24 protein-coding genes are annotated in these 24,606 nt (G+C 72.3%); 12 read left to right on the top strand and 12 right to left on the bottom strand.

Annotated elements, in window-relative coordinates:
- Window positions 1-48 precede the first annotated feature (48 nt).
- The gene (locus tag ACYQ8Q_RS21265; RefSeq protein ID WP_460067084.1) at window positions 49-1,416 is read left to right on the top strand and encodes a hypothetical protein; all 1,368 of its coding nucleotides are present in this window, start codon (window positions 49-51) and stop codon (window positions 1,414-1,416) included.
- 46 nt (window positions 1,417-1,462) lie between these two features.
- Window positions 1,463-2,452 (top strand): RCC1 domain-containing protein, encoded by a 990-nt coding sequence (locus tag ACYQ8Q_RS21260; RefSeq protein ID WP_460067081.1) that lies wholly within the window; start codon window positions 1,463-1,465, stop codon window positions 2,450-2,452.
- A gap of 14 nt (window positions 2,453-2,466) precedes the next feature.
- On the opposite strand, the gene ACYQ8Q_RS21255 is transcribed toward ACYQ8Q_RS21260, so the two are convergent.
- Entirely contained in the window at window positions 2,467-3,360 is an 894-nt protein-coding gene (locus ACYQ8Q_RS21255; protein WP_460073436.1) for an aminoglycoside phosphotransferase family protein, read from the bottom strand.
- A 10-nt stretch (window positions 3,361-3,370) separates the two neighbouring features.
- Between ACYQ8Q_RS21255 and ACYQ8Q_RS21250 the strand changes: the two genes are divergently transcribed.
- Window positions 3,371-4,048 carry a rhomboid-like protein gene (locus ACYQ8Q_RS21250; RefSeq protein ID WP_460067079.1) on the top strand — a complete coding sequence of 226 codons (678 nt, stop codon included), beginning with the start codon at window positions 3,371-3,373 and terminating at the stop codon, window positions 4,046-4,048.
- On the top strand, window positions 4,045-5,451 hold the full coding sequence (locus tag ACYQ8Q_RS21245) for an NAD(P)/FAD-dependent oxidoreductase (protein WP_460067078.1): 1,407 nt from the start codon (window positions 4,045-4,047) through the stop codon (window positions 5,449-5,451). The genes ACYQ8Q_RS21250 and ACYQ8Q_RS21245 overlap by 4 nt, the downstream gene beginning before the upstream one ends.
- 47 nt (window positions 5,452-5,498) lie before the next feature.
- Here the strand turns inward: ACYQ8Q_RS21245 and ACYQ8Q_RS21240 are convergent, their stop codons facing one another.
- Window positions 5,499-6,992 (bottom strand): MFS transporter, encoded by a 1,494-nt coding sequence (locus tag ACYQ8Q_RS21240; RefSeq protein ID WP_460067077.1) that lies wholly within the window; start codon window positions 6,990-6,992, stop codon window positions 5,499-5,501.
- Between the two features lie 123 nt (window positions 6,993-7,115).
- Entirely contained in the window at window positions 7,116-8,090 is a 975-nt protein-coding gene (locus ACYQ8Q_RS21235; RefSeq protein WP_460067075.1) for a zinc-binding dehydrogenase, read from the bottom strand.
- Window positions 8,091-8,223: 133 nt separating this feature from the next.
- Here ACYQ8Q_RS21235 and ACYQ8Q_RS21230 point away from each other — a divergent pair, with 133 nt between their 5' ends.
- Window positions 8,224-8,901: a pentapeptide repeat-containing protein gene (locus tag ACYQ8Q_RS21230; protein ID WP_460067073.1), complete on the top strand. Its 678-nt coding sequence runs from the start codon at window positions 8,224-8,226 to the stop codon at window positions 8,899-8,901.
- Window positions 8,902-8,943: 42 nt separating this feature from the next.
- On the opposite strand, the gene ACYQ8Q_RS21225 is transcribed toward ACYQ8Q_RS21230, so the two are convergent.
- On the bottom strand, window positions 8,944-9,444 hold the full coding sequence (locus ACYQ8Q_RS21225) for a hypothetical protein (RefSeq protein WP_460067071.1): 501 nt from the start codon (window positions 9,442-9,444) through the stop codon (window positions 8,944-8,946).
- A gap of 7 nt (window positions 9,445-9,451) precedes the next feature.
- Between ACYQ8Q_RS21225 and ACYQ8Q_RS21220 the strand changes: the two genes are divergently transcribed.
- Entirely contained in the window at window positions 9,452-10,870 is a 1,419-nt protein-coding gene (locus ACYQ8Q_RS21220) for a M1 family metallopeptidase (protein ID WP_460073434.1), read from the top strand.
- Window positions 10,871-10,877: 7 nt separating this feature from the next.
- On the opposite strand, the gene ACYQ8Q_RS21215 is transcribed toward ACYQ8Q_RS21220, so the two are convergent.
- The 4 genes from ACYQ8Q_RS21215 to ACYQ8Q_RS21200 all read right to left on the bottom strand — a co-directional run bounded on the left by ACYQ8Q_RS21215 (window position 10,878) and on the right by ACYQ8Q_RS21200 (window position 14,166).
- Complete coding sequence (locus tag ACYQ8Q_RS21215; RefSeq protein WP_460067069.1) at window positions 10,878-11,864, bottom strand: GNAT family N-acetyltransferase; 987 nt, start codon at window positions 11,862-11,864, stop codon at window positions 10,878-10,880.
- A gap of 28 nt (window positions 11,865-11,892) precedes the next feature.
- Window positions 11,893-12,693 carry an SgcJ/EcaC family oxidoreductase gene (locus ACYQ8Q_RS21210; RefSeq protein WP_460067068.1) on the bottom strand — a complete coding sequence of 267 codons (801 nt, stop codon included), beginning with the start codon at window positions 12,691-12,693 and terminating at the stop codon, window positions 11,893-11,895.
- Complete coding sequence (locus ACYQ8Q_RS21205) at window positions 12,690-13,403, bottom strand: MPN domain-containing protein (protein ID WP_460067065.1); 714 nt, start codon at window positions 13,401-13,403, stop codon at window positions 12,690-12,692. The genes ACYQ8Q_RS21210 and ACYQ8Q_RS21205 overlap by 4 nt, the downstream gene beginning before the upstream one ends.
- Window positions 13,404-13,590: 187 nt before the next feature.
- Window positions 13,591-14,166 (bottom strand): TerD family protein, encoded by a 576-nt coding sequence (locus ACYQ8Q_RS21200; RefSeq protein ID WP_037709701.1) that lies wholly within the window; start codon window positions 14,164-14,166, stop codon window positions 13,591-13,593.
- 145 nt (window positions 14,167-14,311) lie between these two features.
- Here ACYQ8Q_RS21200 and arfB point away from each other — a divergent pair, with 145 nt between their 5' ends.
- Entirely contained in the window at window positions 14,312-14,749 is a 438-nt protein-coding gene (arfB, locus tag ACYQ8Q_RS21195; protein WP_460067062.1) for an alternative ribosome rescue aminoacyl-tRNA hydrolase ArfB, read from the top strand.
- 87 nt (window positions 14,750-14,836) lie between these two features.
- Window positions 14,837-15,703 carry an alpha/beta hydrolase gene (locus ACYQ8Q_RS21190; protein WP_460067060.1) on the top strand — a complete coding sequence of 289 codons (867 nt, stop codon included), beginning with the start codon at window positions 14,837-14,839 and terminating at the stop codon, window positions 15,701-15,703.
- Between the two features lie 265 nt (window positions 15,704-15,968).
- Here the strand turns inward: ACYQ8Q_RS21190 and ACYQ8Q_RS21185 are convergent, their stop codons facing one another.
- Window positions 15,969-16,487 carry a flavin reductase family protein gene (locus tag ACYQ8Q_RS21185; protein WP_460067059.1) on the bottom strand — a complete coding sequence of 173 codons (519 nt, stop codon included), beginning with the start codon at window positions 16,485-16,487 and terminating at the stop codon, window positions 15,969-15,971.
- Between the two features lie 387 nt (window positions 16,488-16,874).
- Between ACYQ8Q_RS21185 and cdgB the strand changes: the two genes are divergently transcribed.
- A complete protein-coding gene (cdgB, locus tag ACYQ8Q_RS21180; RefSeq protein WP_460067058.1) occupies window positions 16,875-18,545 on the top strand; it encodes a diguanylate cyclase CdgB in 1,671 nt (556 codons plus the stop codon).
- 143 nt (window positions 18,546-18,688) lie between these two features.
- On the top strand, window positions 18,689-19,651 hold the full coding sequence (locus ACYQ8Q_RS21175) for a carbohydrate-binding protein (RefSeq protein WP_460067055.1): 963 nt from the start codon (window positions 18,689-18,691) through the stop codon (window positions 19,649-19,651).
- A 4-nt stretch (window positions 19,652-19,655) separates the two neighbouring features.
- Here the strand turns inward: ACYQ8Q_RS21175 and ACYQ8Q_RS21170 are convergent, their stop codons facing one another.
- The 3 genes from ACYQ8Q_RS21170 to ACYQ8Q_RS21160 all read right to left on the bottom strand — a co-directional run bounded on the left by ACYQ8Q_RS21170 (window position 19,656) and on the right by ACYQ8Q_RS21160 (window position 22,855).
- A complete protein-coding gene (locus tag ACYQ8Q_RS21170; protein ID WP_460067053.1) occupies window positions 19,656-20,579 on the bottom strand; it encodes a 1-phosphofructokinase family hexose kinase in 924 nt (307 codons plus the stop codon).
- Window positions 20,580-20,702: 123 nt separating this feature from the next.
- Window positions 20,703-21,806, bottom strand: a complete 1,104-nt coding sequence (nagA, locus tag ACYQ8Q_RS21165; protein WP_460067051.1) for an N-acetylglucosamine-6-phosphate deacetylase — start codon at window positions 21,804-21,806, stop codon at window positions 20,703-20,705.
- Between the two features lie 104 nt (window positions 21,807-21,910).
- Complete coding sequence (locus tag ACYQ8Q_RS21160; RefSeq protein ID WP_460067049.1) at window positions 21,911-22,855, bottom strand: ROK family protein; 945 nt, start codon at window positions 22,853-22,855, stop codon at window positions 21,911-21,913.
- A gap of 198 nt (window positions 22,856-23,053) precedes the next feature.
- Here ACYQ8Q_RS21160 and ACYQ8Q_RS21155 point away from each other — a divergent pair, with 198 nt between their 5' ends.
- Entirely contained in the window at window positions 23,054-24,313 is a 1,260-nt protein-coding gene (locus ACYQ8Q_RS21155) for an ABC transporter substrate-binding protein (RefSeq protein ID WP_460067048.1), read from the top strand.
- 62 nt (window positions 24,314-24,375) lie between these two features.
- A complete protein-coding gene (locus tag ACYQ8Q_RS21150; protein ID WP_460067047.1) occupies window positions 24,376-24,606 on the top strand; it encodes a DUF3263 domain-containing protein in 231 nt (76 codons plus the stop codon).

The raw sequence follows: 24,606 nt of genomic DNA, 5'->3' as shown, positions 1-24,606 counted from the left end.
GCCCGCGCGCCGAAGCCCCCACGCGACCGGACCCTGGAGAAGACGACCGTGAGAAGACGACCCCCCACCCTCGCCCGTCCGGCCGTCGCCGTCCTCTGCCTCGGAAGCCTCGGCCTTGTCGCCCTGCCGGCCGGTCCCGCGTTCGCCGAGCGGGTCCAGCAGGAGCCGGTCGAGGTGATCAACGGCGACCTGGCCCTGCCGGAGTTCACCGGCACCGCGGCCAACGGCGCCAACGTCACAGGCTGGTCGGTCGGCTCGACCTCGGCGAACAACGGCGCCGGCACGGCCGGCGGCGTGCATCGCTTCTCGGGCGACGCCTCCGGACACCCGGACAAGAAGGTCGCCGCGATGTTGCGCGAGAACGGCGCCGCCTTCGAGTTCAAGCAGCGCCTGCGGGGCGTACGCCCGGGCGCCAGGGTCACCGTCACCTTCGACGACAGTCCGGGCGTCGGCCTCTACTGCACCCCGCGCACCGTGGAACAGGGCCAGACCTACACGGTCCAGGGCGACGGCGGAGACGTCCAGGAGGAGCTGACCGAGCCGGACCCGGACAAGGAGTACAACGTCCTCGGCTCCGGGGTCTGGCGCACCGGACGGACCTACACCTTCACCGCCGACCAGTACGAGCCCCTGCTCACCTTCGCCTCCACCGTCCCGGTCAAGCCATGGGCCGCCGCCAACGGCACCGGCACCAACGGCGGCAACTGCGGCCCGATGATCGCCGCCGTCAAGGCCGTCCAGGTCCCGCCCCCGCTCGACAAGACGATCCGCGGCAACGAACTGCCCCCGTCCGTCGCCTTCAAGGGCAACGACAGGCGCACGGTCGCCGAGGCCGTCACCGAGTGCAACAGCAACGCCACGAAGTGCGCGTTCACCCCCGAGGACGACTACTCCTTCGCCTACTACGAGCCCGCGCGGGTGACCGGCGAGAACTACGTCAACTGCACCCGCGCCACCCTCGACCGCGAGCGCCCGTTGAAGTACTCCGCCCGGACGATCAGCGACCTCCCGGCGCCCGCCGGACTGCCGCCGGCCGCCACGACCCCGCCTCCCGCGCCGTCGAACATGAACCAGCAGTTCACCACCGGCACCGGCACCACCCCCGCCTGGAGCCCCACCGCCGAACGCACCGTCAAGGAGATCATCAGCCCCGGCGAGGTCTCCTGGATCGAGACCCAGACCGGACGCCAGCGCACCGAGGGCTGGTTCAAGTCGAACCCCACGCCCGCCGACCCGAACCAGGACTGGCGCCTGTACACGGTCCTGGACCACCCCTCCCCGCAGCTCGCCGACCGCTTCTACCAGCGCACCGGTCCGATGACCGCGGCCGAGCTGTCCCGCTGCCGCTCCAACCGGCCCTCCGCCGAGACCCCCAACGACGCGGGTTCCCCGGCGGCCGGAGCCGACCGTGGCTGAGACGACCTGCGCGCCCCCGCGCGCCGAGCGAGACGGAGACCGAGCCATGCCGACACCTCGTGACCGGCGCCGCCGCGCGCTCCCGCCCGTACTGATGGCCCTGGCCGCGGTCTGCGGGCTCCTGACCTTCACTCACCCCGCCACCGCCGTACCCCGGTCGTCCCTCCAGCGGGCCGCCGCGACCGACTGGGAGACCCTCTCCTGGGGTGACGACACCTATCAGCAGGCCACCCTCCCCGATGACGTCAAGCAGGGAGCGAGCGCCGTCTCCGCGGGCGACTTCCACTCTCTGGCGATCAAGGACGGCGCCGTCCTCGCCTGGGGGAGCAACCTCTACCAGCAGACGGAGGTGCCCAGTTCGCTCTCCTCGGGCGTCACCGCCGTCTCCGGCGGCTATCTGCACTCCCTCGCCCTGAAGAACGAGTCGGTCGTCGCCTGGGGCAGCGACCGCTACGACTCCACGGTCGTGCCGCCCGCTGCGAAGGCCGACGTCAGCGCCATCGCCGCCGGCCAGTTCTTCTCCCTGGCGCTCAAGAACGGAGCGGTGATCGGCTGGGGCGACGACCGCTACGGCCAGACGGACGTGCCCGAGACGGCCCACTCCGGCGTCACCGCGATCGCCGCCGGCTCCTACCACGCCCTCGCCCTCACCGACGAGGGCAAGGTCATCGCCTGGGGCGACAACCGCAACCAGCAGACGAACATCCCCACACCGGTCAAGAACGGCACCGTCACCGCCATCGCCGCCCGCAAGGACGTCTCCGTCGCCGTCGTCGGCGGCCGGGTCTACGCCTGGGGCGCCAAGGTGGCCAACCAGTCCGTGCCGTCCCTCGCCCAGTCCAAGGTCACCTCGGTGGCCGCCGGATACGGGCACATCGTGGCCCTGCTCGACAGCGGCCGGGCCATCGAGTGGAAGGTGAACACCACCGCCCTGAACACGGTCCCCACCACGGCCAACACCAAGGTCCAGGCCGTCACGGCGGGCGCCTACCACTCCCTCGCCCTGCGCGGGGACCCGCCACCGGCCGCCCACTGATCCGGGCGTACGCGTCAGCGGCCCAGCAGACGGCGGCCGATCTCCAGATCGGTCGCCTCCTGGGGCTCGCCGTCCTCGATCCGCCACAGGGCGTTCTGCAGCAGCCGGCCCAGCGTCCAGGCGCGGGCCCGGTCCCGGTCCAGACCCAGCACCTCGGTCATCGCGTCGAAGCGCCAGCGGACGTCGTCGGGGTCGAAGCGGTTGTCGAGGGCGGGCCAGAGTTCGAAGCCCGGGTCGCCCGCGAGCGGCTTGGGGTCGATGGCGAGCCAGGGGGCGCGGTCGGCGGCGAGGACGTTCTCGTAGTGGAGGTCCCAGTGCAGGAGCCGGTCGCCCGGCTCGGTCACCACCTCGCTCACGGCGGCCGCGCAGTCGGCGATCAGACGGCGCTCGTCCGGACCGGGGATCCGGGCCAGCGCCGCGGGGGTCCGCTCCAGCATGGCCCGGGCGATGCCGCCCAGCTCCCGGATGCCCTCCGGCGCGGGCACGGACGTCAGCCGACGCAGCAGGCCCGCGATGACCAGCACCGCCTCGTGGATGTCGGCGACCCGGGACAGCATCCGGTGCGAGTCGAGGCGTTCGAGGAGCATGGTGCCGGTCGGCTCGTCGTGCCGCAGCAGCCGTACGGCGTCGGTGCCGCCCCAGCGGCGCAGGGCGACCGGCTCGCCCACGCTCTCCTCGTCGAGGAGCTGGAGCTTGAGCACGGCCCGGGTGCCGTCGGCGGCCACGACGGGCAGGACCAGCGCGCACATGCCGTGCATCGGCGGCCCGTCGGTCCGCAGCTCCCAGCGCTCCAGGAAGGCCGCGACCAGGTCCGGCAGACCCGTGACGAACGCCCGCCCCGCCTCGCCGTTGATCTTTACCTGTTCTGTCACCAGCGCGCCCGGAATCTCGATCACCTTCCGGACGATACTTGCGGGTGTGAATCGGCTCCCGCGGTTTTCCGCTGTGCGGCGGGCGGTGTGGTCGTACGTCCGCAGCGCGCCCGGCACCTATGTGTGGCTGGCGGTCCTGTTCTTCACCACGGTCGCCCTGCACCACATGTCCCCGGAGTTCGAGCAGGAGTTCCTGCGGCAGCGGTCGACCAACCTCCATGAGCTGTCCCGGCACCCCGTGCGGGTGCTGATCGCGAGTGCGATGTGGATCGACGGCGGGTACTGGCTGCCGTACGCGGTGCTGTACTCCGTCTTCCACGCACAGGCCGAGCGCTGGCTGGGGACCTGGCGCTGGCTGACGGTGTGCGTGGCGGCGCATGTGCTGGCCACCCTGGTCAGCGAGGGCGCGCTGCTCAAGGCGATCCGGGACGGGATCGCACCGGCCTCCTCGGTCAACACCCTTGACGTGGGCGTGAGTTACGCGCTCGCGGGGGTGGTCGGGGTGCTCGGTTACCGGATCCGCACGCCGTGGCGTTGGGCGTATCTGGCGGTCGTGCTCGCGTTCTTCGCGGTGCCGCTGGCCGCCGGGCCGACCTTCACCGACTTCGGCCACTTCGTCGCCGTCCTCATCGGGCTCGGCTGCCGTCCGCTGGTCAGAGGGCGGGAAAGAGTACGGAATCCGAAGGAGACAGGGGGCGTTTCCCCGGATAACGTCCGGCCATGAGCACCTCGGCAAGCGATGTCGTGAACGGCGGGATCTCCTACTGGTACGCGGACGACGGACTCCCGGCCGTACGGGAGCCGCTGGGCGGCGACCGGTCCGCCGACGTCGTGATCGTCGGCGGCGGCTACACCGGGCTGTGGACGGCGTACTACCTGAAGAAGGCCGCCCCCGATCTGCGGATCACCGTCCTGGAGCAGCGGTTCTGCGGCTACGGCGCCTCCGGCCGCAACGGCGGCTGGCTCTACAACGGCATCGCGGGCCGCGACCGCTATGCCGCCCTGCACGGCCACGAGGCCGCCGTACGGCTCCAGCGCGCCATGAACGACACCGTCGCCGAGGTGGTGCGGGCGCTCGCCGAGGAGGGCGTCGACGCCGACGTCCATGTCGGAGGCGTCCTGGAGGTGGCCCGCACCCCCGCGCAACTGGCCCGGCTCAAGGACTTCCACGCGCACGAACTGTCGTACGGCGAGACCGACCGCGAGCTGTACGGCGCCCGGGAGACCGCCGAGCGGCTGCGGATCACGGGGGCCGTCGGCTCGACGTGGACCCCGCACGGGGCGCGGGTGCATCCGGTGAAGCTGGTCAAGGGGCTCGCGGCGGCCGTCGAGGCGCTGGGCGTCCAGGTGCACGAGTCGACGCCGGTCACCGAGATCCACGCCGGACGGGCCGTGACGCCGTACGGCACCGTGCGCGCGCCGTACGTCCTGCGCTGCACCGAGGGTTTCACGGCCGCGCTGAAGGGCGAGCGGCGGACCTGGCTGCCCATGAACTCCTCGATGATCGCCACCGAGCCGCTCACCGGCGAACAGTGGGCGGCCGTCGGCTGGGAGGGCCGGGAGGCGCTCGGGGACATGGCGCACGCCTACATGTACGCCCAGCGCACCGCCGACGGGCGGATCGCGCTCGGCGGGCGCGGGGTGCCGTACCGCTTCGGCTCGCGCACCGACCACGACGGGCGCACCCAGCCCGAGACCGTCGAGGCGCTGCGGGACATCCTCGTCGCCTTCTTCCCGGCGCTCGCCGGGGTGCGGATCGCGCACGCCTGGTCCGGGGTGCTCGGCGTGCCGCGTGACTGGTGCGCCACGGTCACCCTCGACCGGGCCTCGGGTCTCGGCTGGGCGGGCGGTTACGTCGGCTCGGGCGTCGCCACCACCAACCTGGCCGGCCGGACCCTGCGCGACCTGGTGCTGCTGGACTCCGGGCAGGGCGGCAACACCGAGCTGACCGTCCTGCCGTGGGTCGGCCACCAGGTCCGCCGCTGGGAACCGGAACCGCTGCGCTGGCTGGGCGTCCAGGGCATGTACGCCACCTACCGCACCGCCGACCGCCGCGAGACGCGGACCCACAGCGCGGGTTCCTCACGGCTGGCCCGGCTCGCGGACCGGGTGGCGGGGCGGCACTGAGCGCTCCGCCGGGAGTGGCGTGATGTGAGTTCGGCCCACCCGGGTGCTCAGCCCACCGACTCCGGGACCGCCTCCTGGGACGGGAGTTCGTGTTTCGGGGGTTTCGCCGTCACCATCACGCCCGCGACCAGGCCCGCCAGGAGCATGACCCCGGCGGCCCACCAGATGGCGACCGTGTAGCCGTGGACGATGCCCTCGCGGGTGACGGCGCCTCGTTCGGCGGGGCGGGTGAGGTGGGCCGTGATGTAGGCGGCGCTGCTGGTGGTGGCGATGGTGTTGAGCAGCGCCGTCCCGATGGACCCGCCCACCTGCTGCGAGGTGTTCACGGTGGCCGAGGTGACGCCCGCGTCCTTCGGGGCGACGCCCGCGGTGGCCGTGGCGAACACCGGCATGAAGGTCAGGCCCATGCCGAGCCCCATGAGCAGCAGCGCGGGCAGGATCTCGCTGGTGTAGGAGGAGTCCACCCCCATCTGGGTGAGGATCACCATGCCGCTCGCGGCGAGGACCATGCCGGGGACCATCAGCGCGCGCGGCTGCACCCGGCTCATCAGCCGGGCCGAGATCTGGGTGGAGCCGACGATGATCGCGAGGGTGAGCGGCAGGAAGGCGAAGCCGGTCTTCATGGGCGAGTAGCCGAGGATGACCTGGAGGTAGTAGGTCATGAACAGGAACAGGCCGAACATGCCGATGACGGCCAGCATCATCGTCAGCAGACAGCCCGCGCGGTTGCGGTCCTTGACGATGTGCAGCGGCAGCAGCGGGCTCGGGGCGCGCGTCTGCCACCACACGAAGGCCGTGAGCAGCACGACCCCGACCGCGAACAGCGACAGCACGAACGGATCGCTCCAGCCGCGCGACTCGGCCTCGCTGAAGCCGTAGACGATCGCGAACAGACCGCCGCAGCCCAGGATCGCCCCGGGCGCGTCGAGCCGGGCCGGGTTGCCGGGGGAGTCGTGCAGCAGGACGGTCGCGCCGAGCACCGCGACGATCGCGATGGGCACGTTCACGTAGAGGCACCAGCGCCAGTCCAGGTACTCGGTGAGCACGCCGCCCACGATGAACCCGATCGCGGCGCCGCTGCCGGCCAGGGCGCCGTAGATGCCGAAGGCCTTGCCGCGTTCCCTGGGGTCGGTGAACGTCGTGGTGAGCAGGCTGAGCGCGGAGGGTGCGAGGACGGCGGCGAAGACGCCCTGCAGGGCGCGGGCGCCGAACAGCATCCCGGGGCTGACGGCCGCGCCGCCGAGCGCGGAGGCGCCCGCGAAGCCGATCAGTCCGATGACGAAGGTGCGTTTGCGGCCCACGAGGTCGGAGATCCGGCCGCCGAGCAGCAGCAGACCGCCGAAGGCGAGGGTGTAGGCGGTGATGACCCACTGCCGGTTGCCGTCCGAGATGCCGAGGTCCCGCTGGGCGGAGGGGAGCGCGATGTTCACGATCGTCGCGTCCAGGACGACCATCAGCTGGGCGAGAGCGATGATCACCAGCCCCCACCAGCGGCGGGGGTCGGCCTCCGTCGAGGATTCACCTGTCCGGGTGGCACTCATTTGCCCAGAAGACCACGAATCGGGAGGTAATGCATCCCCGTTCGGTGACTTGGGCGACTTTTTAGGCGGGTGCTCGGGCGGGTGCTCGGGCGGGGGCCCGGCGGGCGGGCGGCGGGCGGGCCGTCAGGGCTCCAGCACCACCTTCCCGACCGTCCGGCGGGTCTCCAGGGCGCGGTGCGCGGCGGCTGCCTCGGCGAGCGGGAAGCGCTGGACGGCCGGGGTGAGCCGGCCGGCGGCGGCCTCGGCGAGGGCGCGTTCCTCCAGGGCGCGCAGACCACCGGCCCGCTCCAGCATCACGGGCCCGAGGACCGACTGCGAGACGCCCTCGACGAAGTGGCCCTGCCCGTGGCGGATCCCCTCGGCGGACCAGCCGAAGACGAGATGCCGCCCGCCGGGACCGAGGAGGGCCACGGCCTCGCGGGCGACCTCCCCGCCGACGCCGTCGAGGACGACCGTGACGGCCCGGCCGCCCAGCGCGGCGCGGACCGTCCGCGGCCAGCCGGGGTCGTCGTAGTCGACGGCCGGATCGGCGCCGTTCGCCGCGGCCAGGGCCGTCTTGCGGGGCCCGCCGGCCAGACCGGCGACCGTGGCGCCGGTGCTCCGCGCGTACTGGACGAGGAGGGTGCCGATGCCTCCGGCGGCCGCCGGGACGAGGACCACGGCGTCCGGCCCGAGCTCGGCGAACTGCAGGACCCCCAGCGCCGTACGCCCCGTGCCGATCATCGCGACGGCCTCGGCGAAGTCCAGGCCCGGCGGGATCTCGTGCAGCCGCGCGGCGTCGGTGACGGCCAGCTCGGCGTAGCCGCCCGGCGCGAAGCCGAGGTGGGCGACGACCCGCCGGCCGAGCCAGGAGCCGGGGGTGCCCGCGCCGAGCGACTCGACGACTCCGGCGACCTCCCGACCGGGGATCGTGGGCAGCGCGCTCGGCGCGGGGGCGGGCGGGCCCTGCACGCCCTCGCGCAGGGCGGTGTCCAGGAGGTGCACGCCCGCGGCCCGTACGGCGACACGGACCTGTCCGGGGCCGGGGGCGGGGTCGTCCACCTCCTCGTGGGAGAGGTTCCCGGCCGGGCCGAAGGTGTGCAGACGGATGGCGTGCATCGGGGTCCCCCATGGGTGTGTCGGTGTGCCGTTCAGGGGATCCACGGTTCAACCTCAAGCATCCTTGAGGTCAAGCAAGGGCGGGAAGTCGCAGGTCAGGGGTGTTGTCAGTGGTGGGGTGCACGATGGGGGCATGGCGAGGCGAGCGAGTGGCGGTGCGGGAGTGAAGGGGGCGCGGCGGCCCGAGGTGCGGCTGCCCGCGCTGGAGCCGTACGAGGGCGGGGGGCTGGAGCCCGACGGGGACTACGACGGGCTGGAGTTCCGCGAGCTGGACCTCGCCGGGCAGGACGGCGCGGGGGCCCGCTTCATGGACTGCGCCCTGGCGGAGTGCGCGCTGGACGGCACGGGGCTCAGACACGCCCGCTTCCTCGACTCGGTCCTCACCGGTGTCCGGGGCGTCGGCACCGATCTCGCGGAGGCGACCCTGCGCGATGTCGAGCTGGCCGAGGCCCGTCTGGGCGGGACACAGATGTACGGCGCCGTGCTGGAGCGGGTGCTGGTCCGCGGCGGGAAGATCGACTTCCTGAATCTGCGGCAGGCGCGGCTGCGGGACGTCGTCTTCCAGGGCTGTGTGCTCGTCGAGCCGGACTTCGGCGGGGCCCGGCTGGAGCGGGTGGAGTTCGTGGACTGCGCGGTGCGGGCGGCGGACTTCACGGCGGCCACCCTCACCGACGTCGATCTGCGCGGCGCGGCGGAGCTGGGGATCGCCTCGGGCGTGGACCGGCTGTCGGGCGCGGTGATCAGCGCGGCCCAGCTCCTGGACCTGGCACCGGTGCTGGCGGCGCAACTGGGGCTCAGGGTGGAGGGCTAGGGCGTGTGGGTCGGCCGACGCGGGTGTCGGCCGACGCGGGTGTCAGCCGACGCGGGGGAAGCGGGCCTGGAGGGTCCAGATCGCCGGGTTCTCGCCGAGGTCCTCGTGCAGGTCGATCAGATCGGCGAGGAGGTCGTGGAGGAAGTCGCGGGACTCGCGGCGCAGTTCGGTGTGGGAGAAGGTCAGCGGGGGTTCCTCGGCCGGCATCCAGTCGGCCTCGACGTCCACCCAGCCGAAGCGGCGCTCGAAGAGCATGCGGTCGGTGGACTCGGTGAAGTCCAGCTCGGCGTGCTGGGGGCGGGAGGCGCGTGAGCCCGCCGGGTCCCGGTCGATCCGCTCCACGATGTCGCACAGCGCCCACGCGAAGTCCAGCACCGGCACCCATCCCCAGGCTGTGGACAGCTCCCGGTCCGCCTTGGTGTCGGCGAGGTAGACATCACCGCAGAACAGGTCGTGCCGCAGCGCGTGGACGTCCGCGCGCCGGTAGTCGGTCTGCGGCGGGTCGGGGAAGCGGTTGGAGAGGGCGTAGCCGATGTCGAGCACGAGGGTGATGGTGTCATGCCCTCGTAGGATCGCGGTTGTGCCCCGATACGTGCGCTCCGTCCTCGCACTGCTCCTCCTCACCGCCTGCTCGGGCGGCGGCGGGCGGGGAGCCGACGGGGCGGCGGGCGTCGGCGACCCGTACTTCCCGCAGGCCGGCAACGGCGGATACGACGTCACGCACTACGACCTGACCCTCGCCTACGACCCCGGGGGCCGCCCGGCGCTGACCGGCTCGGCGGTGATCACGGCCCGCGCCACGCAGGACCTCGACTCCTTCCACCTGGACCTGAAGGGACTGAGCGTCCAGAAGGTCACGGTCGAGGGCACCCGGGCCGACTGGAGCCGCGAGGGCCAGGAGCTGAGCGTCCGCCCTTCCCGCACCCTCGACCGGGGCGAGACGTTCCGCGTCACGGTCGCCTACTCCGGCACCCCGCGGCCCATCACCGACCCCGACGGCTCGCAGGAGGGCTGGCTGCGCACGGCCGACGGCGCCCTGGCCCTCGGGGAACCGGTCGGCTCCATGGCCTGGTTCCCCGGCAACCACCACCCCTCCGACAAGGCGTCGTACGACCTCGCGGTCACCGTCCCGAAGGGGCTGACGGCCGTCTCCAACGGCGAGCAGGCCGGGGAGCGGACCGTCGGCGACCGCGCCACCTTCACCTGGCACACCGCCGAACCCATGGCGAGCTACCTGGCCACCCTCGCCGTCGGCCGCTACACCGTCACCCGCTCCACGACGAAGGACGGGCTGCCGGTGTACGTCGCGGTCGACCCGACGCAGGTCTCCGCGAGCCGTGAGGTGCTGGCCCGGCTGCCGGAGGTCATGGACTGGGCGCAGGACAACTTCGGCCCCTACCCCTTCACCTCCGCCGGCGCGATCGTCGACCGCCCGGAGGACTCCGGCTACGCCCTGGAGACCCAGAACCGCCCCGTCTTCCCCGGCGCCCCGGACACCGCCACCCTCGTCCACGAGATCGCCCACCAGTGGTTCGGCGACTCCGTCACCCCGAGGACCTGGCGGGACATGTGGCTCAACGAGGCCTTCGCGACCTACGCCGAATGGCTGTGGGAGGAGGACGAGGGCGGCGCCACGGCGGAGGAGACCTTCACCGACCTCTACGAGCACGGCGAGGACGACTACCCCGACCTGTGGGACTTCCCGCCCGGCGATCCCCCGACCGCCGAGGACATCTCGTCCGACCCCGTCTACCAGCGCGGCGCGATGGTCGTCCACCGCATCCGGCAGACCGTCGGCGACGACACCTTCTACGACATCGTCCAGGGCTGGACCGCCGCCCACCGCCACGGCACCGCGGACGCCGACGACTTCACGGCGTACGTCGAGCGACAGGCGCCGGACGAGGACTTCGACGAGATCTGGGACGACTGGCTGCACGGGGAGGGCAGACCGGAGCTGAGGGGCTGAGGCCCGCTCAGCCCTCCTCGTCGGACCGGTCGGACCGGTCGGACCGGCCGGAGCGGTCGAACCGGTCGAGCAGCCGGGCCAGATGGGGTGGCCACACGGGCTCGGCGGGCACGCGCAGTTCGTCCCGGGTCCACCAGCGCCAGGCGAGGATGCCCTCGGCGGCGTGGGCGGCGGCGAGGTGCGGTCCGGTGGGCTCCCGGTGCGGGCCGCGGGCGAGATAGATGTGGTCGTGCTGGTGGACGCGGACGCCGAAGCGGGTGAAGTCGTGCTCCCAGGTGCACAGCAGCGGTCCGGGTGCGAGATCCGCCCACCCCGTCTCCTCCCGCAGTTCGCGCAGGGCGCCCTCGGGCGGGGTCTCGCCCTCCTCCAGCCCGCCGCCGGGCAGGGCCCAGTGCGGGCCGATGTCCTCGTTGTCGTACCGGAAGAGGAAGACGCCGCCCGCGGGGTCGAGCACGGCGACCCGGGCGGAGCGGCGGTCCATGACGAGCTGTTTGCGGAGCACGGAGCACGGGCGGCCGAGTTGCAGATCGGGCCGGTGCCCGATGACCTCGTAGCCGAGGGCGGTCCAGAAGGCGAGCCCCTTGGGGTTGGCGTCGAGCACGGCGAGCCGTACGGCCGTACGCCCGTCGGCGCGGAAGCGTTCCGCCACGCGCTCGGCGATCCGCCGCCCGTACCCCTGCCCGTGCGCCCCCGCGTCGACCATCAGCAGCCCGATCCAGGGATCCGGGTCGGCCGGGTCGGGGTGACGGTCCAGGGTGATCGCCAGCCCGACCAGCCGCCCCTCGCTCCTCGCGAGCAGCACCTCCACCCTCGGACCGGCCAACTCGTCCGCCAGCGCCCGCGCCACCTGCTCCGGCCGGATGTCGTCCGGATCGGGGAAGTCACCGCTGAGCGCCTGGAACTCGCGGTTCGAGGCGTACAGCGCGGTGAGTTCGGTGAGCAGCGGGGCGGGGATGTCGCGGTCGGGGGTGAGGGGGAGCGGTTCGAGGATCACGGGGGCAGGCTAGCCGGGCGGGCCGGGGTCAGGGCTTCGGTCCGCCGAACCCGTGTTCGGAGAGGTCGAACCAGTTGCCCTCCGGGTCCATCGCGCGGTACTCGGCGAAGGGGCGGTTGGTGAAGCGTTCCGCCGGCTTGGGGGTCCCGGCATCCGTGAGGGCCGTCGACACGGTCCCCGTGTCGGCGATGTGGAAGCCGAAGTGGTTCATGCCGACCGGGGTGTCACCGTCGAGTTGGTGCTTGATGAGGGCCAGGGAGAGATAGCCGTCGGAGAGGAAGCAACTGCCGTCGGGGTCCCGGTGGAAGAGCTCCAGGGAGAAGACCGAGGAGTAGAAGCCGGCCAGCTTCTCCGGGTCCCTGGCGACGATCGCGAGGTGGCGGAGCCGAGGACGGGCGGGCTCGGGGGGCGCGGCGGGGGCGGCGGGGATCATGTTGTGGAAGGCGGTGACGCGCCAGCCGCCGTCCTCGGGAGGGGCCGTTCGCTCCACCACCGCCAGCGCGTGGGTCGTGGCGATCGCCGTGCCGTCCGCCGTGTGGATCGTCGACTCGGCGTCCACCGTGGCCAGTCCGGGGCGGAGCGGGCGTACGGCCCGGACGCGGGCCGTCAGACGGGTGCCCGCGTACGGGCCGGCGAACAGGGCGGCGTGGCCCTCCTCGATGCCGGTCCGGCCCCGGGGCTTGTCGCCGCGGACGGTGGTGAAGTCGCAGTCGGCGGCGAACACGGAGGCGAACAGCGGCGCGTCGGCCGCCGCCCAGCCCCGCGCCATGGTGTCCCACAGGGCGTGGATCGCCGCCTCGTCCGGCGTGCTTGCGTTGTCTGCGCTCATGCGCCCACCTTCGTTCGGGTGCGGATGCGTAAGGGGAGTTCGGTGAGTTCGGCGAGTTCGGTGCGGTCGTCGGCGCCGGAAAGGGCCGGGGACCAGGCCGCGAGGGCGTGGTAGAAGGCGTCGTTCCGGCGTTCCAGGTAGCAGATGACGTTGATGGGCCAGGCCGTCTGGGCGAAGACATGACGGTCCATCGGGGTGGGCCGTTCGCTGAGGACCAGGCCGCGTTCCTGCGGCGGGCCGATGCGGTGCCAGTCGGGGTGCATATGGATCGAGCCGAGCAGCTCCAGGCCCAGGGCCTCCGCCTCCCGGGAGGCCTTCAGCAGGTCACGGGAGTCGACCCACCAGGCGCGGTGCTCGTTCTCGTACGCCGGGCCGAAGCGCGGGACGATCGTCTCGCTGAACTCGCGGCGGGCCGCAGGGTCCGTGGTGCGGGCGTTGCGGCCGAAGGCGACGCGTTCGACGTGCAGGGTCGTGGGGCCGGTGGTGCCGAGGAGGAGGGCGAAGCAGGGGAGCGGGGTCGTGGGGGTGATGAGCTGGTACTCGCCGACGGCGGCGGTGAGGAAGTCGTCGAGCGCCTCGTCGTCCATCAGGATCGTGGGGATCGTGGGGATCGCGGGGATCGTGAGGGGACCGCCGTCGGTGGCCGTACAGTCCGCGTCGGGGTCGTTCGACCCGGCAGGTAAGTCGGAGTGGGGGGACGTGGGGGACATGGTGGGCCGGCTCCGTTTCTCGTGGGGGACGAGGAGAGCCTAGGGGCTGATGTTTGAAACTTGCAGTGAATCGGCCATGCGTGGGGTTATCCCTCGGTGCCCGCACGCGCACGAGGGGCCCCTGGCGTGAACCGGGGCCCCTCGATGGCTTGATCGGATGCGGATCAGCCGCTGATCGCGTGCTGGATCAGACGTTGACGCCGAAGTCCTGGGCGATGCCGACCAGGCCGGAGGCGTAACCCTGGCCGACCGCGCGGAACTTCCACTCCGCGCCGTTGCGGTACAGCTCGCCGAAGACCATGGCGGTCTCGGTCGCCGCGTCCTCCGAGAGGTCGTAGCGGGCGATCTCGGCGCCGCCGGCCTGGTTCACGATGCGGATGTAGGCGTTGCGGACCTGGCCGAAGTTCTGCGAGCGGTTCTCCGCGTCGTAGATCGAGACCGGGAAGACGATCTTGTCGATGTCGGCGGGGAGGCCGGCCAGGTTGACGTTGATCGCCTCGTCGTCGCCCGCGCCCTCGCCGGTGCGGTTGTCGCCGGTGTGGACGATCGTGCTGTCCGGGGTCTGCTTGTTGTTGAAGAAGACGAAGTGGGCGTCGGAGTAGACCTTGCCCTGGGTGTTGACCGCGATGGCGGAGGCGTCGAGGTCGAAGTCGGTGCCGGTGGTGGTGCGGACGTCCCAGCCGAGGCCCACGGTGACGGCGGTCAGGCCCGGAGCCTCCTTGGTGAGCGAGACGTTGCCACCCTTGGACAGGCTTACAGCCATGGTTTGGGACCCTTCCCTCGGTTCAGGTACGGCAGAAAGCTACAGCTACCGGTATGAACGCCAAGAGGGGTACACAAGGTTCCAGGTCTCTTTGCTTTCTTTACCTGGGAATTTCGGATGACGCGGGCATGCCCGGCGGGCGACCATGGGGGACATGTCCGGTCCCTATCTCATCCGCGGTTCCGTCCCGCTCCCCGAGGCCGAGCTGGCGTGGCGTTTCTCGCGGTCCTCGGGGCCGGGCGGGCAGCACGTCAACACGAGCGACTCGCAGGTGGAGCTCCGCTTCGACCTCGCCGGCACCGAGGCCCTGCCCGAGGTGTGGAAGGCGCGGGCGCTGGAGCGGCTCGCCGGCCGTCTGGTCGACGGCGTGATCGTCGTACGCGCCTCCGAGCACCGCTCCCAGTGGCGCAACCGGGAGACCGCCGCGGTACGCCTCGCGGCGCTCCTCGCCGAGGCGACCGCCCCGCCGCCCAAGCCGCGCCGCCCCACCCGCATCCCCCGCGGCATCAACGAACGCCGCCTCAGACAGAAGAAGGCCCGCTCGGAAACGAAGCAGGGCAGAACCGGCCGCAACTGGACCTGAATCCGCCCCTCCCCGCCGGGCACCCCGCCCCCATCGATGTGACATTGGACCGCAGGGGTCGGCAGCTCGGCAGCGAGGAGCGGTGGCATGGGCGTGCGGCAGACGGAGCAGGTCCGGCGGGTCGAGCTCGACGGTGGGGACGTCCCGTTGTCCGGGCTGCTCGCACTTCCCCCGGACGGCGTACCGCCCCGTGCGGTTCTCGTCGCCCTGCACGGCAGCGGTATGGCCGCCGGGTACTTCCACGGTCAGGCCGACGCCTCCACCTCCCTCCTCACGCTCGCCGCCGGCGCCGGTTATGCCGCCCTCGCCCTGGACCGGCCCGGTTACGGCCGTTCCGCGCGTGCGCTGCCGCACGGACTGTGTCTCGCCGAGCAGGCCCGGTGCGTGCGGGCGGCCGTCCGGGCGTACGCCGACGGACACGCGACGGGGGCCGGGTTCCTGCTCGTGGGGCACTCGCTCGGCGGCAAGGTCGCGCTGACCGCGGCGGCCACGGCGGGCAGGGACGACCGGCTGCTCGGCGTGGACGTCTCCGGGGTCGGCGCCCGCTGGGCCGTACCGCCCGACCGGCTCGCCGCCCTGCGCCACCGCCCCGACCCCCGGCTGCACTGGGGCCCGCTCACCCTCTACCCGCCGGACACCTTCCGGCTCGCGCGCCGTTTCCTCGCGCCCGTCCCGGTGCGGGAGGCCGAGGAGATCCCCGGCTGGCCCGGCCGGTACGCCGACGTGGCCCGCCGTATCCGCGTCCCCGTGCGGTTCACCTTCGCGGAGTACGAGCGCCTGTGGGCCTGGGACCCGCCGGCCCTGCGCGAGCTGACCCGCTCCCTCACCGCCCCCGTCCGCGTCGACCACGAACCGGACGCCGGCCACAACATCAGCCTCGGCCGCTCCGCCCGCCGCCACCATCTGCGCCTGCTGGACTTCCTGGAGGAATGCCGGGCCCGGGCGGCCGCCTGACGGTGCGGACCGTCTTTCGTGTGCGGCGTCGTCCGCGACCGATTGCACGGCGAAACGGCCGTCACCGCGGCCCTGTTCCCCGGAAGCGATGTCGAAGCACCCAGGACGGTCACCGTCCCTCACCACGGGTGCGACTGCGAATTCCTGCTCGGGCCCGGCCTTGACCGCGAGAGCGGTGTCGAGATTCCCGGAGGTGATTTCTTCGAGCCTGAGAGAAGTCCCGGAAAGGCAAGGCGGCCCGTCACCTTCGGCCACTGAATTCCGTTCAGCCCAACTGCCGGTAGCGGCCGCGGAAATACAGCAGCGGACCGCCGTCCGCGCTCGGCATCCGCGCCTTCAGCACCCGCCCGATCACGAGCGTGTGGTCGCCCGCCGCCACCCGCTGCTCGGTCCGGCACTCCAGGGTCCCCAGCGCACCGCCCACCAGCGGCGCCCCGGTCGCCTCGCCGCGGACGTAGGGGATGTCCTCGAAGAGCAGCCGGTCGCTGAGCCGGCCCTTCATCGCGAACCGGCCCGCGATGTGCCGCTGGCTCTCGGAGAGCACCGACACCGCCCACAGCGGCTGTTCGTCCAGCAGGTCGTCCATCCGGGAGCCCGTGCGCAGGCTGACCAGCACCAGGGGCGGGTCCAGGGAGACCGAGAGGAACGCCGTCGCCGTCATGCCGGCGTCCTCGCCGTCCGGCGCCCCGGGGTCGTCCGGGTCCAGCGGCGGCTCCTGCGCGGTCACCAGGACCACCCCGCCGGCCAGCCGGGACATCACGGCGCGGAACTCTTCGCTGCTCACTCCCTCAGGATGCCCAAAGGCGGGGGCGGCAGGGGTCTTCAGTACGTCGGTAGCCACGCCCGGAACGCTAGTGTCGATGACCGGCCCGCCGCATCGGACCTCGGTCCGAGTAGGGTCGTAGGTCCCTGGACCGATTTGTTGTGTGCGTGCCGCGTTCAGTAAACGCACAGGGAAAACGCAGAAACTCCACTCAAATGTTCAGGTTCGTCTGTGACTTGAGTCACAAGACGCATTAATTGTTGACCCTGTGTACCGAGTGGGCAGCGCGCTGTGATTCAGTGGCGGAGGTGTCACTAGGACATACGCAACGGACTGGAACGACAGAAACGAACGTTACGCCGAAGACAACCCTTGATTCGCTGCGAAGTCTCGGGGGGAGGGCGAAGCATGGAGACCGAGTCGGAGCCGTACGTCCGTCTTGCGTCCCTGCGACAGCTGCACCAGGTCATGGCCGAGATGAACACGGCCCGCAGCCTGGCCGAAACACTGCAGACCGTCGCCGACGGTGTGGTCACCGCGCTGGGCTACGAGCTCGCGTGCGTCAACCTCGTGCGCCCCGACGGGGACCTCGTGGTGGCCGCCTTCTCCGGGAACCCCGCCGCCGAGGCCCTCATCACCGGCCGGGTCGGCTCCCGTGAGTCCTGGGAACGCCGGCTGAACATGGGCGAGACCTGGGGCGACCTGATCTTCATACCCCACACCGAGGGCTGGATCCTCGACGACGACGACGTCCCGCAGTGGTACACCGACGGGCCCGCCCCCCGCTTCGAGGACGAGTGGCACCCCTCCGACCGGCTCTTCGCCCCGATGTACACCCCCGCCCCGCCCGGCAGCGGCGGCACCTGCGGTGAGCTGATAGGCGTCCTGTCCGTGGACCGGCCGCGCAACGGCCGCCGGCCCGGCGCCTGGGGGCGCGAGGCGCTCCAGATGTACGCGTTCCAGGCCGCCATCGCCATCAGCAACGCGCGTCTACGTGCGAATATGCAGCGGGCACTGGTCCGCCTCGAACGGGAGCAGCAGGCCCTGCGCGCCAGCGAGGAGTCCTTCCGCCAGGCCTTCGAGTACGCCCCCTCCGGCATGGCGATAGCCGAGATGGGCGGCGACCAGCACGGGCGGATCCTGCGCACCAACGACGCCCTGTGCCGGCTGCTCGGCCGCCCCGCCTCCACGATGCGCCGCTACTCGTTCTCCGACCTCGTCCACCCCGAGGACATAGGCACCCTGCTCCGTACGTCCGCCGAGGGCGGGCGCGCCGAGCTGCGGCTCGGCCGCCGCGACGGCACCTACGTCTGGGTCTCCCTGCGCAACTCCGTCGTCGCCGACGCCGCCGACGGGCCCCGCTTCCTCCTCACCCACGTCGAGGACATCGAGGAGCGCAAGCGCCGCGAGCTCCAGCTCGCCCACCGCGCCTCGCACGACTCCCTCACCGGTCTGCCGAACTCCGCGGAACTGCGCTCGCGGCTCTCGGCCCGGATCTGTTCACGCCCCCAGTCGGCCCACCCCGCCGCCGTCGACGCCATGGACCAGACCTACGGCCACCCCGCCTTCGACGCCAACGGCCACGGCTTCGACTACCGCCCGGCCGGAGCCGAGTCCTACGACGGCTACGACCACCACGTCCACACCGCCGCCCCCGAGGACGCCGCGCGCGACGACGGCACCAAGGGGCTCGCCGTCCTCTTCTGCGACCTCGACGGCTTCAAGTCGATCAACGACCGGTTCGGGCACAACGCGGGTGACGCGGTCCTCATCGAGGTCGCCCGGCGGCTGTCGCGGGCCGTCCGCGACGGTGACACGGTCGCCCGGCTCGGCGGCGACGAGTTCGTGATCCTCGCCGACGGCCTCGGCCGCGCCGACGCCGCCGACCTCGCCGTACGCCTGCGCAACGAGATCATCCAGCCGATCCGCGCCGAGGGGCGGGCGGTCCGGGTGGGCGCCAGCTTCGGCATCGGCTGGGCGCACTGCGGGATGACCGCCGACGAAGTCCTGAAATCCGCCGACGAGCGGATGTACGTCGAGAAACGATCTCGTCCCAAACAGCACAGACGTGCGGGGTGAAACTCCGACGAACCGCCAGGTCAGCCCCCAGGTCGCCGAGGTGATGCGATCCGGGTCACCCGTTCGGGGCAGCTGGACCGGGTAGGCTCGCCATTCGCACCTTGCAACGCATCAGCCCCGCACCTGTTGAGGAGTACGAAGGGATGACGCCCGGCAACAACGGCGCGAGTACGCCCGAGGACGACGACCCGTTCGGCTACCTCTACGCCGACGGCCAGGCCAACGGCGCCCAGCCACCCTCCGGTGGCTACGGCTACCCGGGCTCGGTCAACAGAGTGCGTGCGGTCGGTGAGCGCCAGTACGGACAGCCGCAGCCGCAGCAGACCGCGCAGTACGGTCAGTACGGCCAGCCCACGGTGCCCCAGCAGGGCGCCTACGGCCAGCCGAACGCGAACTACGCGGCACCCGAGACCTTCCCCGGCTCCGGCGGCCCGACCGGCCGTCAGCAGCCCGTACCGGGCGGTGGCGGCCGGGGCCGCGGCCCCAACACCAAGGGCCTCCTGATCGGCGCGGTGGCCGTGGTCGCCGCCGTCGTGATCGGCATCGCGGTGGCCATGGCCAACGGCGACTCCGGCACCGGCGACAACAACCAGGCGGGCGGCGAGGTCTCCCCCTCGGCCTCCGCCTCCGCGAGCGCCTCCCCGAGCGAGTCCTCCACCGGCGAGGCGGCGGAGGACATCCCGCCCATCGACGCGAAGGCGCTCAAGCTCGGCGGCGGCGCCTCGCTCGCCTCCGACGTCGAGGGCGCCCAGGCGGACGGCGGGATCTACGTCAGCAACCTGAACAACCAGGGCGCGTCGGTGACCTGGACGGTCAACAGCATCCCCTCGGACGGCACGTACACCCTCTTCGCGCACTACAGCACCGCCGGTGAGGACCAGTCGATGACGCTCACCATCAACGGCAAGAAGTTCGGCAGCCCGATGAGCCTGAAGAACTACGCGAAGGCCGCCGACGGCGACTTCGCCAAGGGCTGGACGACGACGTACTCGTGGCCCACCCTCACCAAGGGCACGAACACGATCAGCCTGTCCTGCGAGAGCGGCGACAAGTGCGATGTCCTGCTCGACCAGCTGTACCTGAAGGCGGGCCAGGTCAAGCGCTGACCGCTCAGGCAGCCGTGGCCTCCCCGGTCACCGTGACGTCGTCCAGGAGGGCCTCGTACATGGGGCGGTCGAAGTCGCCGGCCGTCGGGGCGAGGACCGTTGCCGCCGAGAGGGCCACCGCCCGGGTCAGGCGGGCCGGCCAGGGGAGGCCTTCCACCAGGGCCGAGAGGAGGCCCGCGGCGGCGGAGTCGCCCGCGCCCGTCGGGTTGCCGTGGACGCGGGTGGGCGGGGTGGCGCGCCAGCGGCCCTCGGGGGTCGCCGCGATCAGGCCGTCGGGGCCCAGCGAGGCCACCACGGCCTGCGCGCCACGCCGGCGCGCGTCCTGAGTCGCCCTCAGCGGCTCGTGCGAGCCGGTGAGTTCGGCCAGTTCCTCGGCGTTCGGCTTGACCAGGTCCGGGCGGGCGGCGACCCCCCGCCGCAGCGGCTCCCCGCTGGTGTCCAGCAGCACCGGCACCCCCGCCGCCCGCGCCTTGCGCACCAGTCCCGCGTACGCCCCCACCGGCACCCCCGGCGGCAGACTCCCGCACAGGGCCACCGCGTCGGCGTCGGCGACCAGATCCTCGTACGCCTCCTGGAAGGCGGACCACTCGGCCGGGGTGATCAGCGGCCCGGGCTCGTTGAACCGCGTGGTGTCACCGGTGCGGGTGTCGACGACGGCGACCGTGCGGCGGGTGGCGCCGGAGACGGGCAGGAGCGCGTCGCCGATCGCCATCGGGAGCCGTTCCCGGACGACCCGCCCGGTCGCCCCGCCCGCGAAACCGGTGACCGTCACCTCGTGCCCCAGCGCGGCCAGCACCCGCGCCACGTTCAGCCCCTTGCCGCCCGGACGCTCCGTCACCTCCGTCACCCGGTGCGCGGCGTGCGGCCGCAGCGCCGGGACGCGGTAGGTGAGGTCGAGAGCGGTGTTCAGCGTGACCGTGAGGATCACCTGTGCCGACCTCCCCCGAGCGATGCCGCGTGCGCGTGACTGTGTCCGGGGCCCGATCATGCCAAAAGGACGGCGACCGGCCCAGACCCCCGGTCGGTCACCGTCCTCGACGGAGGGGACTTTTCAGCCCAGTTGGGGATCCACCACCCAATCGCCCTTGCGCATCACGCCCCTGACGTCGAAGTTCTCGTCGAGAAGGACCAGGTCGGCGTCCTTGCCGGGCTCCAGGGAGCCCACGGTGTCAAAGAGGCCGAGGACGCGGGCCGGGGTCGCGGACAGCGCGGTGACGGCGGCCTCCACCGGGATCCGGTCGACGGTCACCGCCCGCTTGAAGGCACGGTCCTGGGTCAGTGTCGAGCCGGCGATCGAACCGCCCTCCACCAGCCGGGCCACCCCCTCGCTGACCTCGACCTCCAGCGGTCCCAGCAGGTAGCGGCCGTCGCCGATGCCGGCCGCGTCCATCGCGTCGGTGATGAACGCGACCCGGTGCGCCCCCGCGTGACGGAACGCCAGGGCCAGGGAGGCGGGGTGCAGATGGGTGCCGTCGTTGATCAGCTCGACCGTGATCCGCTCGTCCTGCAGGAGGGCGGCGATCGGCCCGGGGGCGCGGTGGCCGAGTGGCGGCATCGCGTTGAAGAGGTGGGTGGCGACCGTCGCGCCCGCGTCGATGGCCTGAACCGTCTGCTCGTACGTCGCGTCCGTGTGCCCCACCGCCGCGATCACGCCCCGGTCCACGAGCAGCCGTACGGAGTCCAGTCCGCCCGGGAGTTCGGTGGCGAGGGTGACCATGCGGGCCGCGCCGCGCGCCGCGTCCAGCAGTTTGCGGACGTCCGCCGGGTCGGGGTCGCGCAGCAGCGCCTCGGAGTGGGCGCCCTTGCGGCAGGGCGAGATGAACGGGCCCTCGAAATGGATGCCGGCCAGGTCGCCCTGCTCGGTCAGCTCGCTCAGCAGGCCGGCCTGGCGGACCAGGACGTCCATGTCGTCGGTGACGGTGGAGGCGACGAGGGTGGTGGTGCCGTGCCGGCGGTGGGTGTGGATCGCCCGCTGTACGTCGTCCGCGGTGCCGGAGAAGGAGGCTCCGCCTCCGCCGTGGTTGTGGAGGTCCACGAAGCCGGGGACCAGCCAGTGGCCGGTTGCGTCGATGACGTGGGCGTTCGCCGGGGTGGCGGCGGTGATGCCGGTGCCGTCGACGGCGACTTGGCCGCCCCGGACGATTCCTGTCGGCATGACCACGTTGGCACCGGTCAGCAGCAGGGGGGTGCCGGCCGTTGCGGGGTGCGGGAGCGTTGTGGCTGGTCGCGCAGTTCCCCGCGCCCCTGGGGGCGTTGCCGTCACGCGGTTACCTCCGAACTGTCGATGGTGTGGTGGAGAAGATCCCAGGCCAGCAGGCCCGCGCCGCGGCAGCCCGCGGTGTCGCCCAGGGCCGCCGGGACGATCTCCGGGAGTTTCTGGAAGGTGACCCGGGCGCGGACGGCGTCCCGGAGCGGGGTGAACAGGGTGTCCCCGGCCTCCGCGAGGCCGCCGCCGATGACGAGGGTGCGCGGGTCCAGCAGGGTGAGGGCGGTGACCAGGCCGTCGGCGAGCGCGTCCACCGCCCGCTGCCAGACCCGGACGGCGTTCGGGTCGCCGGACGCGACCGCCTTGGCGCAGTCCGCCGCGTCCGCCTCCGGGTCCCCGCAGGCCGCCGCCCAGGCCTCGGACACCGCCGCCGCCGAGGCGAACCGCTCCAGACAGCCGCGCTGCCCGCAGGGGCACGGGGTGCCGCCGGGCCGTACGACGACATGGCCGATCTCGCCGGCGAAGCCGTGCGCCCCCGCCTCCACCCGGCCGTCGACGCCGATCGCGCCCGCGATGCCGGTGCCCAGGGCCACGAACAGGAAGCGGTCCGCGCCCCGGCCCGCGCCGACCCGGCCCTCGGCGAGCCCGCCGGTGCGGACGTCGTGGCCGAGGGCGACGGGGGTGCCGAGCCGTTCGGTGAGGAGCGTGCGCAGGGGGACGTCCCGCCAGCCCAGGTTGGCCGCGTAGACGGCGATGCCGTCGGTCTCGTCGACGATGCCGGGCACGGCGACGCCCGCGGCGGCCGCGGGCTCGCCGAGCCGCTCGACGCCGTGGGCGCGCAGGTCGGCGGCGAAGCCGAGGATGGCGTCCACCACCGCGTCGGGACCGCGCTCGCGGCCGGTGGGCCGCCGGTCCTGGTGCAGGAGGGTGCCGTCGGCGCCGACCAGCGCCGCCTTCATCCCGGTGCCGCCCACGTCGAGGGCGATGACATGTCTCACGGGAACAGTGTGGACCGAGGAACGGTGAGAGGTCTAGTCCACTTACCCGTCTTGGGGGTACGGTGCCGCCTCATGAGACCCAAAAGAGGTCTAGTCCACCCACATGGTGTAGACCTTGTTCCGGATATCGGACCCATTGGTATGAACAATCAATTCGGGAGGAAGGGGCGACGCGTGCACCGGCAGGCAGGGAAGTCAGTGACGCCGATCGTGGGCGCACTGTCCACGCTGGGCCTGGCGGCGGTGCTGTCCGGCTGCGGACTGACCGCCGGCTCCGAGCACACCACCCTCACACTCGTCGCCGCCGACTACGGCGACAGCGCCTCCAACAGCTCCACGAAGTACTGGGGCGCGCTGGTCGAGGCGTACGAGAAGAAGCACCCCGACGTCACCGTCGACGTCACCGTCTCCTCCTGGAACGACGTCGACGCCAAGGTCAAGGCCATGGTCGACGCCGGGCACCCGCCCGACATGGCGCAGATCGGCTCCTACGCCGACTACGCGGCCGCCGACCGGCTGTACCGGGCGGACGACCTGCTCTCCGTCACCGTCCAGGCCGACTTCGTGCAGCAGCTCGCCACCGCGGGCAAGGTGCGGGGCGTGCAGTACGGCATGCCGTTCGCCTCCTCCACCCGGCTGCTCTTCTACAACAAGACCCTCTTCGCCGAGGCCGGGATCACCCCGCCGACCACCTGGGCCGAACTCGCCGAGGACGCCGCGCAGCTCAAGGCCGACGGCGTGAAGTACCCCTACGCGCTGCCCCTCGGCCCCGAGGAGGCACAGGCCGAGACCCTCCAGTGGCTGCTCAGCGGCGGGGGCGGCTACGCCCGGACCTCCAGCAGCTACAGCATCGACTCGACCGAGAACGTCGAGACGTTCGACTGGCTGAAGGCCAAGCTGGTCGGCAAGGGGCTCACCGGACCGGTCGCACCGGGCTCGCTCAACCGCGCGGACGCGTTCGCGGCGTTCGCCGACGGACAGGTCGGCATGCTCAACGGGCATCCCTCCCTGATGAAGATGGCCCAGAAGACCGGCGTGAAGTTCGGCATGGTGCCGATGCCCGGTGTCGACGGCCCCTCCAAGGTCGCCATGGGCGTCGCCGACTGGATGACCGCCTTCAGGAAGAACGGGCACGCCGAGCAGATCGGCCGGTTCCTCGACTTCGTCTACAGCGAGCGGAACGTGCTCGGCTTCTCCCGCGAGTACGACCTGCTGCCCGTCACCGCCTCCGCCTCCCAGATCATGAGCACGGCCGAGCGGGACGCACCGCTGCGGCCCTTCCTGGAGGAACTCCCGCTCGCCGAGGTCTACCCCGTCGGACGGACCTCCTGGGCGCAGGTCAGCGCGGCCGTCAAGAAGGGCATCGGCAAGGCCGTGACCCCCTCCGGCGACCCGGCGGCCGTCCTGTCCGACCTCCAGTCGACGGCGGTGACCGCGCAGAACGCCGCGGGGGAGTGAGCCCGCTGTCGGTGGCCGGGGTTACGGTGCTCAGGAACGCGGGAGCGCCGGAGGTGCGGGGAATGCCGGAACAGCTGGAGACGAGGGAACGGAACATCCTCGCCCTGGAGCGCCGCACCTTCCCCGGCCCCGGCGCCAAGGAACGCGCCATCCGCGAGGAACTCGACCTCTCCCCGGTCCGCTACTACCAACTCCTCAACGCCCTGCTGGACGACCCGAGGGCACTGGCCCACGACCCGGTGACGGTGAACAGACTGAGAAGGGTCCGGGAGAGCAGGCGGGGCGACCGCTAG

The sequence above is a fragment of the Streptomyces sp. YKOK-I1 genome (assembly GCF_054660435.1).
The sequence above is the reverse complement of the archived record's forward strand: the minus strand, read 5'-3'. Positions and strand labels throughout refer to the sequence as shown.

Bases quoted from the DNA above. Each gene is read 5' to 3' on its own strand.
- ACYQ8Q_RS21200 (WP_037709701.1), bottom strand. From the start codon at position 14,166: ATGGCTGTAAGCCTGTCCAAGGGTGGCAACGTCTCGCTCACCAAGGAG.
- ACYQ8Q_RS21150 (WP_460067047.1), top strand. From the start codon at position 24,376: ATGCCGGAACAGCTGGAGACGAGGGAACGGAACATCCTCGCCCTGGAG.
- ACYQ8Q_RS21240 (WP_460067077.1), bottom strand. From the start codon at position 6,992: ATGAGTGCCACCCGGACAGGTGAATCCTCGACGGAGGCCGACCCCCGC.
- ACYQ8Q_RS21190 (WP_460067060.1), top strand. From the start codon at position 14,837: ATGGGCGTGCGGCAGACGGAGCAGGTCCGGCGGGTCGAGCTCGACGGT.
- ACYQ8Q_RS21245 (WP_460067078.1), top strand. From the start codon at position 4,045: ATGAGCACCTCGGCAAGCGATGTCGTGAACGGCGGGATCTCCTACTGG.
- ACYQ8Q_RS21230 (WP_460067073.1), top strand. From the start codon at position 8,224: ATGGCGAGGCGAGCGAGTGGCGGTGCGGGAGTGAAGGGGGCGCGGCGG.
- ACYQ8Q_RS21220 (WP_460073434.1), top strand. From the start codon at position 9,452: ATGGTGTCATGCCCTCGTAGGATCGCGGTTGTGCCCCGATACGTGCGC.
- ACYQ8Q_RS21210 (WP_460067068.1), bottom strand. From the start codon at position 12,693: ATGAGCGCAGACAACGCAAGCACGCCGGACGAGGCGGCGATCCACGCC.
- ACYQ8Q_RS21175 (WP_460067055.1), top strand. From the start codon at position 18,689: ATGACGCCCGGCAACAACGGCGCGAGTACGCCCGAGGACGACGACCCG.
- ACYQ8Q_RS21235 (WP_460067075.1), bottom strand. From the start codon at position 8,090: ATGCACGCCATCCGTCTGCACACCTTCGGCCCGGCCGGGAACCTCTCC.
- nagA (WP_460067051.1), bottom strand. From the start codon at position 21,806: ATGCCGACAGGAATCGTCCGGGGCGGCCAAGTCGCCGTCGACGGCACC.
- arfB (WP_460067062.1), top strand. From the start codon at position 14,312: ATGGGGGACATGTCCGGTCCCTATCTCATCCGCGGTTCCGTCCCGCTC.
- ACYQ8Q_RS21260 (WP_460067081.1), top strand. From the start codon at position 1,463: ATGCCGACACCTCGTGACCGGCGCCGCCGCGCGCTCCCGCCCGTACTG.
- ACYQ8Q_RS21205 (WP_460067065.1), bottom strand. From the start codon at position 13,403: ATGTCCCCCACGTCCCCCCACTCCGACTTACCTGCCGGGTCGAACGAC.
- cdgB (WP_460067058.1), top strand. From the start codon at position 16,875: ATGGAGACCGAGTCGGAGCCGTACGTCCGTCTTGCGTCCCTGCGACAG.